The sequence below is a fragment of the Polyangiaceae bacterium genome (assembly GCA_020633235.1).
Classification (GTDB): Bacteria; Myxococcota_A; Polyangia; order Polyangiales; family Polyangiaceae; genus JACKEA01.
In genome coordinates this window covers 1-15,790 of sequence record JACKEA010000006.1, presented here as the reverse complement: position 1 = coordinate 15,790, position 15,790 = coordinate 1, and the positions used below count along the sequence as shown (strand labels likewise).

The following is a 15,790-nucleotide window of genomic DNA, read 5'->3' as shown; positions in this document are numbered from 1 at the left end:
TCGGCGCGGAACCACTCGCATCGGACGAAGTTGCGACGGACCCGATCGCAGACTGGCACGCCTGAACCGAGGTCGCCCGCCGCCTCCGCCGCTACTTGTCCGCGTACGCCGCCGCGGCGGCGATCTGCTTCTCGGCGCGCTCGATCAGGCTGATCGCGCGACCGCGGTGTCCGCCGAACGGCCGCTTGGCGTGGGTGGCGTTGGGGTTGGTGGAAGCTTTCAGCAGTGCGACGGCCTTCACCAAGTGCGCGTGGGCGTCGTCGAGCTGGCTGTCGTGCGCGTACGCCATGCCCGCGTAGAACGAGCCGGCCAGGCCGACGGCAACGGAAAGGGACAGGGCGGTGCGCCTCACGGTGGCGGTATCGAGCGTCATGGTCGTCCTCCTGAACGGAGCCGCACATCGAAACGTCAGCAGCGGCTCCGCCAAGGCGATACCACGTACGCGCGCTCGCTTCGGATCCGCGCGTACCTGCGATTTGCACGAAGCGCTCGCTGCTGTTGGCGCGACGCGATGCCCGTCGCGCACGACTACTCGCGCTACTTCCACCGGGCACACTGGGAGCGCGTGTTTCACCGTGAAACTGTCGTGGACGGGCGGCATGGGCACGGTTCGGTCAATCCGAGTTGGCCCAGACGAAGTACAAGCGAGGCGCGCTGTCACAACGCGACAGCGACACGGCGGTGGTTTCGATTCGCGACCAGACCTCGCCGAGCGTCGGGCCGAGCGCTGCGCGGGGCGTCGGCTGTTCCGGGATGCTGCCGCCCGAGTTGAAGTTGTACTCGGGGGCACGCCGCGGGTGGCAGATCAACACCCGCCAATCGGCCAGTGTGGGCGGCAAGGCCGGCAAGTACTGAGAGATGGCCAGCGCTTCGGTGTAGCGCTCGATGGCGGGACAGTCTTTGAGCACAACGCGCCTCAGCCAAGCGGCAAAGGCAGCGACGGCTTTGGGATCAGTGACCCACGCCTGCGGCATTCGGGCGACGAGCGGAGAGTCCGCCAGCCAGTCGTCCACTGCGCGTCGCTCCCGGGCGGTCCACCCGTCACGCGCGATGGGGTGCTCACCGAGGCTCTTCATCGCCAGCAGGGCGGTCGCGGGTGCCTCGGACCACGCCAGGCGCTCCAGGTTGTGCTCGAGCAGCAGGCCCGCCCCATGAATGGACATCTGCGCGCAGGCGGTTCCTTGGAACTGGTGGTCGAATGTATAGAGCGCCGACTGCCCCGGTGCTGGAACCACGGAGCCGTCCACCTCACACCCGACCACGAGGAGTGGCGTGAGGTCGTGACCCGTCGGAATGAGGACGCGACCTGCCACGACGCAGACGATAGCTTGCCGCGATCAGGTCGTCGACTTGGCTACACGCACGGTCGTTGCGGCAGAGATGCTCCGCCCTGACCAACGCCTTCGACCCCGACTCAGATCCCCCGCCCTTCGCGTGCAGCAAAATGCCCCGCACCAGCGCGTTGGAGGGCTCGGGCGCGAAGCCTCGCTTGTTCAGGTTCAGCCTCTCGTCGCCCACCGCTTTCGACGGTTCGCCGGAGAGCGGGGGCACCTCGACCATCACCTGCGCACGGACAGCTCGGTTCACGCAGTGGTTGTCGTTGAGCCAGCCCTCATGCCGCACGAGGATGTCCCAGTCCGCTTGGTACAGGTCGTCATAGGGGCGCCGTGGTGCTGGGCGTCCAGGATCACGCGCGCAGGCAACGCCCGATCTCGCTGCCGAAGGATGCGAGCGGCGCGCTCACGTCCCCCACGCCATCGTCCAGCGCGACGGCGTGGCTGCGCTCGCCCGGCTCTCGGTGGTCCCCAGCGGGAAACAACGGATAGTGGCCGCCTGCGTCCAGCGCCCGCCCGCGTTCCTGCACCATCATGGGCTCGCACGCTGTGAGCGCGCGCCGCGAGCGTCAAGCACGACAGCGCGCCCTCGGTGGTGCACAATGCCGTCGGGCAGGGAGCGATGAAGCCAACCATCCTCGTCGTCGATATCCGTCACTGGCTGGACGACGCCGGGCAGCTGCCGGAAGGACCGGTACGGCTCCGCCAGCAGGCACTCCGCATTGCACGGCTGATCGAGTACGCGGCAACGCTGCGGCCGAAGACGATGGGGGAAACCCCGGTGGAGTGCTCGCGGCGTCCCGGTCGCAAGCGTTGCATGGGCCTGCTGTGGGTGGAGAAGCTCACTGACAACCGAATCAACGCGTGGTGTCCCGCTTGCGGAGCGGACGAGATCTTCATCAGCGGTTGGGAACACACGCCCTGGGCCAGCGGTCCGATGGATCCCGAGCCCGCCCTCGATGCCAACTCGCTGCACTGAGCCGCGCCGCAGTCGCTCACGGCTCCTTCCGAATGCTGTCGTTCCCCCGCGGAAACGCACCGGACTGTCCTCTACGATTCTCCAGGCTTGCGGGCCCGGTCGGCGGCCTAACGCTTCCGGCTCTTCCAGGGCTGACCGTGCAACCGCTCCACGAGCGCGGCTCGCACGCACGCTTCCGCGGCGGCCACATCGTACTTGGTATCCGACGGCAACAGCGGCTGGAGGTCCTCGCGGAACTGCTTGGATTCCAGCTTGGCCGCGAGGTTCATCTCGAACTCTGCTTGCGAAACAGATGTGCCACCGTGCTCCATGTAGCGCTCGAAGCACTGGACCACCCTCGAGGCGTCGGCGCTCAGCGTCGTAAGCCCAAGCCAGAGGTCGTATAGATCGCGCCCCTTCTTCCTCTGGTACAGCGCGCGGAGCTTGGTACCGAGCAATTCCTCGAGCTGGTAGGTGTTGACGTCGACGGCGCGAGAAAACCAAGCGCTCTCGACCGCGAACGCGCACCGGTGGAGTCCCAGCACGGTGAAGTGCTCTCGTGTGTTGATTTCGACCTTGAGCCGCATTTGCCGGACCGGCTGAAAGGTGGTCTCGAAGCGGTAGACGAGGGAGAAACGTCCCTGGCCAAGGTTCCTTCTCGGTTCGCCCAGCCATGGATCCAACACTGCGCGAATGGCGTCGAGCACCGCCCCGATGGGACTTGCATCGACCTGCACCAGGTCGATGTCTTCCGAGTAGCGCCCGGGCGGATTCAGGAACAGCTTGTGCAACGCCGTTCCTCCGCGAAACGCCATCGCCTCGGCAACCAGAGGTTGGCTGAACAGCTCCACGACCGCACGGGAAAGAACCAAGTCCTGCTCCACCTGTTCGTCGCTCGGCCAGGGAGCACGTCGGCGCCAGCCGGTGATCTGCGCGCGGGGGATCACAGGTCCGCCTCCACGGTCACATTAGGGACGACGCGCCACCGCTCGTCGGGCGCCATTGTCCCGCTCCCTTCAGCGGGCGCCAACAAGACCGGACGGCGGCGCCGCTGGTCGAGCGCTTTCAGTAGAGGTACGGCGAGGTCCTGCCGCCCGATGACGTCCAGCAGATAGCCTAGGCGCTGAACGTCGGGGACCGTGTACTTCGAGGCAAGCTCGACGAGCTTTGCAGCGTCCATCTTCTCCGCAAGCTCACCGAGCACAGTGGCCACGTTGTTCCAATGTCCCCCCGCTTCAGGAAAGCGCACCAGATCGTAGCCTGTAACCTCGGGCGTGGCGACGCGCATGGCGCCGGTCTCCGTCAGTACGTCGACCACCGGCGCGTGGTCGACCATCGTGCTCATATGGAACTCGATCCGCACCCGTCCCGCCTTCCCTGTGCGCGTCGGACGATCGGTCACCACCTGGAAAGCCATCGGCTGCTGGTGCGACGCTCCGTGGATCGCCGCAGCGCTGAGCAGGGCGACATAGTAGGGCTGGCCGAGAAAGCTCATCAGGTCGTGGACGAACCAACTCGCGGGAGGGCACCCAGCCTCGCTGTACTCTGGAGGCACGATCACGAAGAAGCCCCGCCGAGGAGTTGCCAGTCGACCTTGCTTCTTCAGACGACGAGCCGCTGCCTCGAAGGCAACCCCAGAACGCTGCGGCGCAACCACGTCCTGCCGAGTGAAGCTGTACTTCCCTTGGGATTGCAGCTCGCGAATCTGGGTTGCGAGCCTCTTGGGTCTGGATACGGGCCGCGCCACTGGACTCATGAAAAGTTACTATTTTCGTTAGATTACGCAATAATATCGGCCGACATTCGCCGTCGCGATTGCGAAATCCGCTGCTTAATGTCACTTTTCGCAAGTAGATCGGCACCTGAGCGAGCCAGCGTTCCGCCAGCAGGACAGGTTTCAAGCGCTTGGCTCTGCCCTCGCAGCGCCCACTTCGGCCAAGTGTTGCAACGCAATCTCGCGCTGGCGTGCAATCTGGAGGCGTATGCGTTCCTGCCTTGCTTCACGAGCCGCACGCACGCCCGCGCACGCTCTCGAGGCGAGGCCCTGAAGCTGCTCGCCACTGGGTTCGAATGCTGGGTCCGCCAAGTTGATGGGGTCAGCCATGACGCGAGTAGCGCGGACGCATTCGCAACGGGTGCGCACACTCCAGCGTCAAAGATGCCGCCGTCATGCGTTGGCTGATGCTGTCGTTCCGCCGCGGAAACGCGCGAGAGCGACGGGACTGGTCGCATCTGGGACGTGAAGCGGCGCCGGACGGCGGAACTTCGCGTACCCTACCTTCGTGCCGGACTGCCCCTTCTGCTCTCTGGGCGACACGCCGCTCGTGTACGAGTCGGAGCTCGTGGTGGCGTTCCGCGACCGCTTCCCGGTGACGGAAGGGCATACGCTCGTGATTCCGCGACGCCACGTGGCGACGTATTTCGACGCGAACGCGTTCGAGCAGGGCGAATTGTGGCGCGCCGTGGAGCACGTGAAGCGCGACCTCGACGCGGGCAGTGCGCCTGACGGATACAACGTCGGCTTCAACGCGGGCCAGGCCGCAGGGCAGACGGTCATGCACCTGCACATTCACGTGATACCGCGGCGCCACGGCGACATGGACGACCCCCGCGGCGGCGTGCGCGGCGTGATCCCGACGCGGCAGAAGTACGACGCGGATGCGCGGAACGACGGCAGGGACGTGCCGGGCGGGGGCGCGTCGCGGGACGCGGGCTCGACGGGCGGCGCCGATGCGACGCGACGCGCGGGCGCGTCGCGGGACGCGGGCTCGACGGACAGGGCAAGCGTGGTGGGCGCGGGCAGGTTCGAGGATTTGCCGGCGCTCGTTGCGGGACAAGAGCAGCATTTCGTGCGGGCGCTGCGGGCCGCGCTGACGCGGGCGGACAGGGCAGATCTGCTGGCAGCGTTCGTGCAACCTTCTGGGCTCGCCTTGCTCGCGGGGGACATTGCCGATGCGGCGCGCCGAGGCGCGCAGATTCGCGTGCTCACCGGTGACTACATGGGCGTTACCAGTGCGGACGCGCTGCGCGCGCTGTGGCGCCTGAGTGAGGAGCACGAGCACGTGCAGGCGCGGCTGTACCACGCCGAACCGCCCGCGACGTTCCATCCGAAGTCGTACATCTTCCGAGCCGCGCCCCGCGACGGCGATGCGCGGCGCGACGGCGATGGGCGGCGTGACGACGGTGGGCGGCGCGACGGCGATGCGCGGCGCGACGGCGGTGCGAGGCGCGACGACGGTGGGCGGAGTGACGACGGTGGGCGGAGTGACGACGGCGCGTGGAGTGACGACGGGGTGGCGTACGTGGGGAGCAGCAACTTGAGCCGCGTCGCGCTGGAGGACGGCGTGGAGTGGAACCTCCGGCTGGTGTCGTCCAGCGACGGCGCGGCGTTCCGGGAGATCGTCGCGCGGTTTGCGCGGCTCTGGGAGTCGGAGGCCGCCGTGCCGCTCAGCGCGAAGGTGATTCGCGACTACGAGCAGCGCGCGCCCGTGCCGGTGGCCGCGGCGCACCAACCAGAAGAACGAGCAGCAGCTCCCAAGCCCACTTCAGTGCAGGAAGCCGCGCTCTTGGCGTTGAAGAAGACGCGCGGCGAGGGCAAGCGGCGGGGCCTGGTGGTGCTGGCCACGGGGCTCGGCAAGACGTTCCTTTCGGCCTTCGACTTTCGGGCGATGGGCGGCGAGCGCGCGCTGTTCGTGGCGCACCGAGAAGAGATCTTGGACCAGGCCAAGGAGAGCTTTTCGCGGGTGCATCCGGACAAGACCCTGGGCACGCTGGGCATGGGGCGCGCGGAGACGGAGGCGGAGGTGCTGTTCGCTTCGGTGCAGACGCTGGCGCGGAAGCATCAGCTGGCGCGGTTTCCGGCGGACCACTTCGACTACGTGGTGGTGGACGAGTTTCATCACGCGGCGGCGGCCACGTATCGCAAGGTGCTCGGGCACTTTCGGCCGCGCTTCTTGCTGGGGCTCACGGCAACGCCGGATCGGTTGGACGGCGCGAGCTTGCTCGAGCTCTGCGACGACAACCTGGTGTACCGGGCCAACCTGATCGAGGGCATCAGTCGTCGGCTGTTGGTGCCGTTCCACTACTTCGGCGCGAAGGACGTGGTGGACTACGAGCCGATCCCGTGGCGCGGTCGCTTCTCCGCGGAGGCGCTGACAGCGGCGCTGGAGACGGGCGCGCGTGCGGAGCAAGCGCTCGCGGAGTACCTGAACAAGGCGCCCACGCTGCCACGCCGCACGCTGGCGTTCTGCTGCAGCACGGCGCACGCGGACTTCATGGCGCGGTTCTTTCGGGAGCGCGGCATCGCCGCAGCGGCGGTGCACAGTGATGCGACGAGCGCGCCGCGGGCGGAGTCCCTGCGGCAGCTGCGGGCGGGGGAGCTCGAGATCATCTGCGCGGTGGACGTGTTCAACGAGGGGCTGGACGTGCCGGACATCAACGTGGTGCTGATGCTGCGCCCCACGGAGAGCCCGGTGATCTTCCTGCAGCAGCTGGGGCGTGGCCTGCGCCGGGCGGACGACAAGACACACCTCACGGTGGTGGACTTCATCGGCAACCATCGCAGCTTTCTGCAGAAGCCGCAGGGCCTGGTGTACCTGGCGGGGGACGAGCTGCCGGCAGCGGTGGCGCTCGCGCGGCTTCGCGAGCACGCGCTCACGCTGCCGGAGGGCTGCTCCGTGGAGATCGAGACCGAAGCGCTGGACATGCTCGAGCGCCTGGCGCGGGTGAGCAAGGAGGACGCGCTCTTGTACGAGTACGTCACCTTTCGCGACAGCCACGGGCGGCGGCCGACGGCGGCGGAGCTGTTCAGCACCGGTGTGAGCCTGAGGCCCGCGAAAGAACGCTACGGCGGCTGGTTCGAGCTGGTGCAGGCGCAGGGCGATCTCACGGAAGAAGAAGCGCGGGTGCTCACGCGTCACGCCGCGTGGTTCCGCGATCTGACCAACACCAAAATGACCAAGGCCTACAAGGCCGTGGCCCTGCAAACGTTGCTGGATGCGGATGCGCTGTTCGAGGGGATGGACGTGACGGACAACGCGCAGCGCTCCCACGAGGCCATCGCGCGGCAGCCGCTGCTGCTCGCGGAGCTTCGGGAAGACACCGAGCGGCATCCGTTCTCCACCGCGGCGGCGCGCAAGTGGCGGGAGATGCCGCTTCGGGTGTGGGCGCGGGGAGAGAGCACGAGCGAGCCGTGGTTTCGGCTGGAGGGCGATCGCTTCGAGCCTGCGTACGCGGTGGCGGAGGCCGATCGCGAGGGCTTCGAGGCGATGACGGCGGAGCTCGTGGAGCTACGCCTGCGTGATCACCTCCACAAGCTGCAGCGCAAGACGCCGGTGGGCGCGGGGGATGCGCCGATCGTGCTGGCCGTTTCGCACTCCGGCGGGCGTCCGATCTTGCGCTTCGATCGCGCGGTGCGATCGGACACACCCAGCGGCGAGACGCCGGTGGAGGTGGACGGCGAGAGGTACACGTTTCGCTTCGCCAAGATCGCCGTGAACGTGGTGACGGCGGCGGGGGGCGGCGCCAACGTGCTGCCGGCGTTGATGCGCGGGTGGTTCGGGCCCGCGGCGGGGCAGCCGGGCACGCATCACACGGTGGAGCTGCTGCGCACGAACGAGCGCTGGCTGCTACGGCGTGCGGAGAGCCCCGCGCTCGAGACGGCGCCGGGGGCGGAGGTCATCCCCTTCCCCAAGCTGCCGTTCTATCCGGACTTGGAAGTGGCGTGCGGCGCCTTTGGCAAGGGCAACCCCACGGTGGATGCGGAGAGCGCGCTCGCGGTGGAGACGGAGCGCGCGGTGGATGCGCAGCGCCACTTCGTGGTGCGCGCTTCGGGGGACTCCATGAATGGCGGAGACCACCCGATCCAAGACGGGGATCTGGTGTTGGCAGAATGGTGGCGGGGCGGCGCGGTAACCGAGGTGGAAGGACGTCCCTTCCTGATAGTGGGACACGATGCGCCGGACACCACGTTCGCGGCGCTGAAGGTCCCGATCCGGAAGCCCGATGGCGGCTGGCTGTTGCGGAGCGACAACCCCGCGCACGCCGACCGCGCGCTGCCCGCCGGCGCAAAGGTGGAGCCGGTGGCGCGGGTGCTGGGCGTGGTGAAGGAAGCGACGGGCCTCACGCTGTGGGGCAAGTACAACCGCGACGCCATCGCCCGCGCCTTTGGCCACGCGAACAATCCTTCGTGGCAGGTGGGCCACCGCGACGTGAACGTGCAAGGCCAGCCGCACACGGTGCTGATGGTGAAGCTCCGCAAGGGCAGCGGCACCAAGCCGGAGCACCGCTACGCGGATCGCTTCCTGACGCCGGCGGAGTTTCAGTGGGAGAGCCAAGCGAGCACGAAGCTGGAGTCCGCGAAGGGCCGGCACATCACCCAGCACGACGCCGAAGGCCGCCGCGTGCACCTGTTCACGCGCTACGACGACCGCGACGACTTCGTCTACTGCGGCACGCTGCACTACCTCCGCCACGAAGGCGAACAGCCGATGCGCGTGTGGTGGCGCCTGGACGTGGAACTGCCGGAGGGTTTGTGGAGGTTGTGGAAAGGGTAGCAGGTGGATGTTGGGGCGGCGCGGAAGCTCGCGACCGAACCCCGCATTCAGCTGGACGGTGGGGGTTCATGGCAGCGCGCAGTCCTTGACCGCGACGCAGTACGGCCCGATGAGGCCGCCAGCATCTGTCTCAATGAGGCAGCAAGCTGCGTTTGGAGGGCACACGGAGCCGTTGCAGCTGCAGGCGTAGACCGCCGCTGGATTGCATTCGCCGTGGCACATCTGGCCGTTGCAGCATGTTTCCAGTCCCGGGCCAGAACCAACCAGGCTGCATCCACCCTCGGTGGACGCGCTGTCCTTCTCCTGCTGTTCCTGCGCTGCATCCGACACTCCGGTCGCGTCACCTTGGCCAGCACCGTCGGCGTCTTGGTCACGGGACGCGTCATTGTTCGCGACGTCGGGCGCAGCGAGCCCCCCGCACGCAATCAACAACGCCGAAACGTTCATCCAAGCGAATCGCACACGCCACTTCCGCCGCAGACCAAGAGGTCGCTGTCCTTCGCGAGCAGGCAGCAAAGTGACGGCAACGCACAGCCGCCGGCTATGTCCCCGCACTGACACTGTCCCTGTTCACACGTTCCTAGGCACACGTGCCCATTGCAGCAGGAAAACCGGAGCTTTCCGGTGTTGGGATGGCCACCATCCTTGCAGACCCATGCGTACTTCTGGTCGGCGGTCTCCCCAGCCGCCCCTCCTACCGACGTCTCCACCTGAACGTCGTAAGATGAGGCGTCAGACGCGTCCAGCATGCTGGCGTCCAGGCCACCCGTGCCACCCCCGCCAGTTCCTACCGCGTCAGTCTCTCCTCCACAGCACGGCAGGACGAATGGAACAACGACCCATAGAGCACGCATCAATCCACCCAACCCCACGATACGACGTGAAGATTCCTGCCCTGACGTGGATGGCTCGACTCACAACCGCGTGATTCGTCGCTGGAGTACACCGCAACATGGCGCCAGTTTGGGTTGGTCGGAATCGGCGGCACGGCAACGAGAGCGAAGTAGTCCCCCCAGTAGTCCCCGCTTGGGTACCTCGCTGGGCACACCAATGGGTCCGGGGCGCCAAGTGGTTGGAACGTCACGGTAGGGGAAATCGCAGAGGGCAACGTGCCCGAAAGTGTCGCCAAGGCAATCTGGGCTCTTCCGTTGCCAATCTCAGGTCTATCGAACTCGTAGAAAGCGTAGCGCCAGTCTGCCCCGAATCCGTCCTGTGCCTCACTCTTGTCTACTAGGTCGATGTTCGGTTGAAGCTGCATTCCAAGGCGCGCTAGAGTCCCCCACTCATCGACGTCCTCGCACGTTAGTGCGCCAGAGAGTGAAGCAAGGACACATCGCGTCAAGCCCACATACGGTCCGAGTGTTGGGTTGCCGGTTCGGGAGTACGCGAAAATGAACTCGCGAAGCATCAATTCCGCAGCAACCACGCGATTCACGGCGAAGTCAGCGGAAGAACCAGACCGGAGCGTTTGCGGCGAGGCTACACCTGCGGGCAAGATCGCGAACAGGTCTACATTCGACGTGACATTGCCAACGAACTCGCAGCTTTGGTCGGTCACGCGGCAAAGTTTCACCGTGCCAAACGCGTCGGTGCCCGACATCCACACCTCGCCACTTTGGTCGCGCCGAAGCTCCGGTCCGTGCGAAGCGCTACCCATCAGAGGGTCAACGGGAATCTTGTTGAGGAATGGAGCGGGAACTCCGAGATAGATGAGCTCGTACAAGAGGATCTCGTCATCGGAGAAGTCGTCCACCGCAACATAGACTCGGTCACCTCGACCAATCGCTGCCGTCGTTTGATCAGTCCCAACAATTCCAACATCTGCGTCGCGAGCGCAGACAACGTCCTGAAACTGGAGCCCACCGTCGAAGGACAGCGCCACGCAGACGCTGTCCACTATGCCTTGCCCGTCTGGCGTGTCCACGTCTGGCGGCCAACCGAAGAGCAAGTCTTGCGCATCGGTTCCTGACGTTACGGCATCGAAGGATTGCTTGCTCACTGCCAGGCTCGCGTATGCGACCAGGGACTTGTTGGCATACCCGACCGCGAGCGCGGGGTCGCTCCATAGGAGGGCAACGGGATCCCCGAACCCGAACTCAGGGTAGATCTTCCCGGGGGCCTGCCAAGCAAAGCCACCGTTGGTGCTAAAGGAGCGGCCCATGATGGAAGAGCCTCGACGAAACACGACGCCGTCCGCCGTGTTCGGGCCGTAGAAAATGTCCGGATTCTGCCCTGGCTCGTTGTTCAGGAAGTAGGGGCCGGTAAACCGGTGACCGACGACGATTGTTGTCGTTCCATCCAGGGCCTGAGCCACGACTGCGTCGGTCTCAGCTTGTTCGCCAGACTGGTTGGGCTCCTGCGGGGCCCCAATGAGAGGTGGGGTTGCTGGGTCCGAAACCGAGCAACCGAAGGTGAGAACAACTCCGACAATTCCTGCCATCAGTCTCCGCCGGGTGCGTTTTCGCAGCGGTTCAACCGAACCATGCCGTGCACTCAATGCCACGGTGGATACCCGTTCCCCATATCCCATCACCCCGGTCGCCATGGCGAACCTCCAACTACCTCGAAGCCTACCTCCAAGGTGCGACGATGCCCAGGCTTCAAGCGGACCTGGCATTCGGACAGAGGTGGCACCCGGACCTACACTCAGGCCAATTGCTCCGTCACCCTTGGCCACGCGAACAATCCTTCGTGGCAGGTGGGCCACCGCGACGTGAACGTGCAAGGCCAGCCGCACACGGTGCTGATGGTGAAGCTCCGCAAAGGCAGCGGTACCAAGCCGGAGCACCGCTACGCGGATCGCTTCCTGACGCCGCACTACCTCCGCCACGAAGGCGAACAGCCGATGCGCGTGTGGTGGCGCCTGGACGTGGAACTGCCGGAAGGTTTGTGGAGGTTGTGGAAGGGGTAGCAGGTGGATGTTGGGGCGGCGCAAACGGGATGCGTGGTTGACCGAGCCCACGCGCGGAGTACGATCACGGAATGGGAGGGACTATGCGAATCCAGCGGCAAATTGTTGCTGCTAGCGTGCTTGGTGGGGCGCTGGCGGTGAGCTGTTTCCAAGATCCAATCATCGGGCCTGGAATATCCGACCAGGAAGTCCAATCCGAAACGGCGCTCACGACCGCGAAGAACAACGTGCCCGGCATCGGCGTGACAGATGTTGCCGTGATGTCATTCAACGACTACACGAATACGCTGTTGAGCGGCCAGCTCGAATACGTGTTCTCGAACGCCAACACGGTGCGCGAAGTCCGCAAGGGTTCCTCCCTGATGGGATTCGCAACGGGATTCCCAAGTCCCGCTGGCGTAGGCTGGGCCTACGGAGGGAAGATCCATTTCTCCGGCTGGACGATCTGGGCCGATCCGTCCAACGTGACCGACCCACTGAACGCGAGCCGTGTGTACCTAGCTCAGCTCGGAGCGTCAGACAGTTCGTTTCTCGCCGAAAGTGGGGGAGCCGACACCATCTCCGAACCTAGCGGTCACGTCTTGGCCGCAGTCGACGGATTCTGCGTGGCGCGCTCCGAAGACGGTGGAACGACCTTCAGCCCGCAATGCGTAGCGGTGCCGTACGCAAACCCACTCCAAGAAACGTGCACAGCAAACTCTGACTGCCCCAACTCTGGATTCAAGTGCGAAGAGGGGTGGTGCCGAACGCGACTGCTCGACAAGACGGCCGTCGGGGTGGACGATGAAGGCCGGGTGTGGGTTGCGGTAGAGGACTTCTTCGCCCAGCACCCGGATCCGAGCGAGCCGAATCTAGGAAGCGTCCGCCTCTTCGTAGTAAATCTGGCACTGAACCAGGGTGGCGGAACTTCCAAGAGGTGGCGGTGCCGGCCGGAGAAGCTTCGCTTGGGGTGGGTCAGCGGGAGCCTAGAATCAAGTCGGATCTCGCTGGAAACGTCTGGATGGAGTCCGTTCACGTGTCTGATTCCACCTCTGCGCCGGAACTTCGCGTACTGGAATTCGGGCAAGGCCAGTTCGGGGCTTTCATCATCAACTCTCTCGCGGGTTGTGACCTGAACGCAATGATCCCAGGGTCCGCCACGCCCAATGCACAGGTAGGGGTAGGCGCCAAACAACGTACGATCCGGAACGCATTTCGGCATGACTTCGACGTTGGATTCGAGGGTGACGCGGGAGTGTTCCGCTTTGCGTTTCACTACAAGGACGCCAAAGGCATTGACCGGATTCAGGTCGGCGAGACGCAGGACTTTGCTGAATGTTCCACTTCTCCCTTTCTGAACACAGAGGAGCTGTTGGTCGGAACGAACGACGGGAAGCAATTCCAGCCTACGCTTGACTACGCACTGCGCAGCGATCCCGTATCAAGCCCGTTGGAGTGGCAGCTGGCCTACCTTTCCACGACCTTCGTGGTTGACCCTACTGACCACTACGTTGCGCCGTGGGGCACAACGATTGGTAGCCGGACCGTGGGCGGAGTGAGCGTCCCTGCTTTCACGGGGTTCCATCCTCTGGCACCACTGGTCCTGCCGCAAGGTGGCTCTGACCATGTCATCGAGTGGTACTCGTGTCCGAACTCGGAAGGCTATTGGGGGGACTATTTCGGACTGACTCAAATGTGGAATCCGGTGGGATTCGATCTCGCGCCGGTGGGCTTCTGGCAGAACGTCGCCGCGTTCACAGACTCGAGACCGGCACCGGAGCTCGAGTGTACGAATGAGACCAGTGTCTTGGGATCTCCCCAGCACCTGTCCAGCAACGCTTGGGTGAGCACGGATTTCGTGCCGTGACACGAGTAGGGTTCTCCCTTGTGGTCGCCGTGGCCGTTGTCTTGGCCGCTTGCGGCACGCGTTCCGGGATTTCGGACCTGTCCAGCTCTCCGCCAAACGCTGGACTCGGGGGTGGGCCAACTCAAGGTGGCGGTGGGACTTCGCCAGATGGCGGCAGCGGCTCCGGAGGCGCACCACTCCTAGATGGTGGCGTTGCCGGGTCGGGAGGCACCATGTCGGGCGGTGCCGCAGGCACAGCGGGAGGCGGCGCCTCCGCCGGCGTCGGCGGCGGCACGCCAGCATCATGCGATGATGTCGGAGGGTACCCAGGATACGCCACATGCTGCCAAGGCAAGTACTGTGCGGGGGCGTGCTACCTCGGGCAAAGCTGCGAGTGCGGAAAGGCAACGGGTGGCTGCCTGTGGCCGGAAGTGTGTTGTGGCTTCCAATGCGTCGGACCTTTCAGCCCCAAATGCGACGGCGCATATCCGCTCGAGGCCGGGGAATACGTTGAGGTCGACGGCGGCTCGGCGTGCTTGCCGAAGCTTGGGCCGAACTACGTTCTCGTCAAGCGGAGCTGCTGCAATGGCAAGCTCTGTGAGGGCAAGTGCTTGCAGTTCAAGGGCCAGTCCAAACCAGAATGCTGGTGTGGAGATCTTCCCTCGGGCGTGCCGGGCGGCTGTCAAGGCGGCCACGTATGCTGTCAGAACAACTGCACGGACCTCGTGAACTGCCAGGTCGGTGGCTAGTGTGAGGCAATCCACCCGCGGGTTCGTCGCGATCGCAGGGTTGGTGGTCGCGGTGGCGGCGGCCTGGTGGATGAGCCGCAAGACAGAAGCCCGGGTGAATGCTTCGACCTCTGCACAGCAGCGCCGACGGCCTGAGCCTCCCGCCGCGACACGCGTGAGACGACCGGATGCAGGGAGTTGGGTTCATCGCGCGAGACGCGATCCCGGCCTCGTAGCCTGCGGAGACGCACCGTGCAGGGTTCCACAGCAGCGTTGCTGCATGTCGGCGCAGTCCGAATCCAAGACCTGCGTTGCTGCCACGAGCGCTTGTCCGGAACCGGGATACGACATCACGTGCGACGAACCTGGCGACTGTCAGACGGGCGAGGTTTGTTGCCTCGTGCCTGGCGGCTCAGCTTGCATGGCGGCGAGCGCGTGCACGCAAGCGCGAGGTTGGCGTCTGTGCGTGGAAAGGAGCGACTGCGAACTCGATGAATACTGCCACAACGGGCGCTGTGCAAAAGAACCAAGGAGTCCGCCCCAGAGCACTGGGAGGCTCGTCCTCCCGAAACGCTGAGTACCGCACGCTTGGCTCCGGATGGCGGTCCGATACAGCTCCTCCCCCGTTGTGACGGCGGCGAGAGTGCTGCACAATCGCTCCATGGCAGGGGAAGACGACGTACCCATCGAGTACGAGCTACTGAAGGACGCGGTGCTGGCGGAGATCACGGTACTGGACACCGAGATCACGCCGACCAGCGCGGACGACCGGCATGTGCGCATGGAAGGGCGGCTCGGCATCGAAGAGGAGGACGGCGAGCTCTCGAGCGACGTGGAGCACTATGCGTTCGGCTTCATCTACGCCCTGGGCGTCCTTTCCTTCGCCCACGCCCGGCCGCGCGGCGTATCCGACATGCACTTCGAAGATGGCGACGAGTGGACCGCGGGGGACATGCTCCGCCATCTGCGCTTTGCGGACGGCACCCTGCACTTCTACGCCGACTACGTGCGCGGCCGCTGTCTGAAGACGACCATCACCGTGCGCGCCGACGGGAGCTTCACGCTGGACACCGTGAACCGCGGCGAAGCCGCCACCCGATGGATCACCCAGCTCCAGGGCAAGAAGACGCTGCGCGCCGTACAAGCCAACGAGCCCCACGCCTGACAAACGCCGTCATCCGTCCGCTTCCAGGGCTTGTCGGCCCGCCGCGGAACCTCGCGCTCCGGCCGTCGTGGCCCCCGGGCGGCAGCTCGTCAATTCTTCGCGCAACTGGGCGTAGATGTCAGGACGCGCTTCTTCGGGGAACGCGACCTCGACCACCGCAGACGGGCGCGGAGCAGCGTCCAACCGCGCCGAGCGGATTCGCCACTTTCGTGGACAGAATCACGGATAATTGGGAAGTTTGCCTCGTGGCCACGCCGAGCACCGCCTTGGATAGCTCCGAAAGGACCGTCGAGTCGGAGCTCGAGGAAGAGCTGT

Annotated in this window: 14 protein-coding genes; 7 read left to right on the top strand and 7 right to left on the bottom strand. The window is 65.4% G+C overall.

The annotated features are described in order from the left end of the window. Window positions 1-91: 91 nt before the first annotated feature. The 3 genes from H6717_29845 to H6717_29835 all read right to left on the bottom strand — a co-directional run bounded on the left by H6717_29845 (window position 92) and on the right by H6717_29835 (window position 1,870). A complete protein-coding gene (locus H6717_29845) occupies window positions 92-373 on the bottom strand; it encodes a hypothetical protein (protein MCB9581270.1) in 282 nt (93 codons plus the stop codon). A gap of 241 nt (window positions 374-614) precedes the next feature. After that, the gene (locus H6717_29840; GenBank protein ID MCB9581269.1) at window positions 615-1,313 is read right to left on the bottom strand and encodes a hypothetical protein; all 699 of its coding nucleotides are present in this window, start codon (window positions 1,311-1,313) and stop codon (window positions 615-617) included. A 374-nt stretch (window positions 1,314-1,687) separates the two neighbouring features. Further along, the gene (locus H6717_29835) at window positions 1,688-1,870 is read right to left on the bottom strand and encodes a hypothetical protein (GenBank protein ID MCB9581268.1); all 183 of its coding nucleotides are present in this window, start codon (window positions 1,868-1,870) and stop codon (window positions 1,688-1,690) included. 86 nt (window positions 1,871-1,956) lie between these two features. Between H6717_29835 and H6717_29830 the strand changes: the two genes are divergently transcribed. Next, complete coding sequence (locus H6717_29830; GenBank protein ID MCB9581267.1) at window positions 1,957-2,313, top strand: hypothetical protein; 357 nt, start codon at window positions 1,957-1,959, stop codon at window positions 2,311-2,313. Between the two features lie 107 nt (window positions 2,314-2,420). Here H6717_29830 and H6717_29825 read toward each other — a convergent pair whose 3' ends face one another. Together H6717_29825 and H6717_29820 are read right to left on the bottom strand one after the other, a co-directional pair. Further along, window positions 2,421-3,239: a nucleotidyl transferase AbiEii/AbiGii toxin family protein gene (locus H6717_29825; GenBank protein MCB9581266.1), complete on the bottom strand. Its 819-nt coding sequence runs from the start codon at window positions 3,237-3,239 to the stop codon at window positions 2,421-2,423. Beyond that, the gene (locus H6717_29820) at window positions 3,236-4,048 is read right to left on the bottom strand and encodes a type IV toxin-antitoxin system AbiEi family antitoxin (GenBank protein MCB9581265.1); all 813 of its coding nucleotides are present in this window, start codon (window positions 4,046-4,048) and stop codon (window positions 3,236-3,238) included. The genes H6717_29825 and H6717_29820 overlap by 4 nt, the downstream gene beginning before the upstream one ends. 526 nt (window positions 4,049-4,574) lie before the next feature. On the opposite strand from H6717_29820, the gene H6717_29815 reads away from it, so the two are divergent. Continuing rightward, entirely contained in the window at window positions 4,575-8,846 is a 4,272-nt protein-coding gene (locus H6717_29815) for a DUF3427 domain-containing protein (protein MCB9581264.1), read from the top strand. Between the two features lie 443 nt (window positions 8,847-9,289). On the opposite strand, the gene H6717_29810 is transcribed toward H6717_29815, so the two are convergent. Together H6717_29810 and H6717_29805 are read right to left on the bottom strand one after the other, a co-directional pair. After that, the gene (locus H6717_29810) at window positions 9,290-9,595 is read right to left on the bottom strand and encodes a hypothetical protein (protein ID MCB9581263.1); all 306 of its coding nucleotides are present in this window, start codon (window positions 9,593-9,595) and stop codon (window positions 9,290-9,292) included. A gap of 104 nt (window positions 9,596-9,699) precedes the next feature. Then, on the bottom strand, window positions 9,700-11,391 hold the full coding sequence (locus H6717_29805; GenBank protein MCB9581262.1) for a hypothetical protein: 1,692 nt from the start codon (window positions 11,389-11,391) through the stop codon (window positions 9,700-9,702). A gap of 153 nt (window positions 11,392-11,544) precedes the next feature. Here H6717_29805 and H6717_29800 point away from each other — a divergent pair, with 153 nt between their 5' ends. The 5 genes from H6717_29800 (at window position 11,545) to H6717_29780 (ending at window position 15,475) form a co-directional block, all read left to right on the top strand. Then, window positions 11,545-11,757: a hypothetical protein gene (locus H6717_29800; GenBank protein ID MCB9581261.1), complete on the top strand. Its 213-nt coding sequence runs from the start codon at window positions 11,545-11,547 to the stop codon at window positions 11,755-11,757. Between the two features lie 83 nt (window positions 11,758-11,840). Beyond that, window positions 11,841-12,872 carry a hypothetical protein gene (locus H6717_29795; protein MCB9581260.1) on the top strand — a complete coding sequence of 344 codons (1,032 nt, stop codon included), beginning with the start codon at window positions 11,841-11,843 and terminating at the stop codon, window positions 12,870-12,872. 119 nt (window positions 12,873-12,991) lie between these two features. Then, window positions 12,992-13,603, top strand: coding sequence for a hypothetical protein (locus tag H6717_29790; protein MCB9581259.1), 612 nt, complete (start codon window positions 12,992-12,994; stop codon window positions 13,601-13,603). Between the two features lie 515 nt (window positions 13,604-14,118). Continuing rightward, window positions 14,119-14,331, top strand: coding sequence for a hypothetical protein (locus H6717_29785; protein ID MCB9581258.1), 213 nt, complete (start codon window positions 14,119-14,121; stop codon window positions 14,329-14,331). 640 nt (window positions 14,332-14,971) lie between these two features. Next, the gene (locus H6717_29780) at window positions 14,972-15,475 is read left to right on the top strand and encodes a hypothetical protein (protein ID MCB9581257.1); all 504 of its coding nucleotides are present in this window, start codon (window positions 14,972-14,974) and stop codon (window positions 15,473-15,475) included. The last annotated feature ends 315 nt before the right edge of the window (window positions 15,476-15,790 follow it).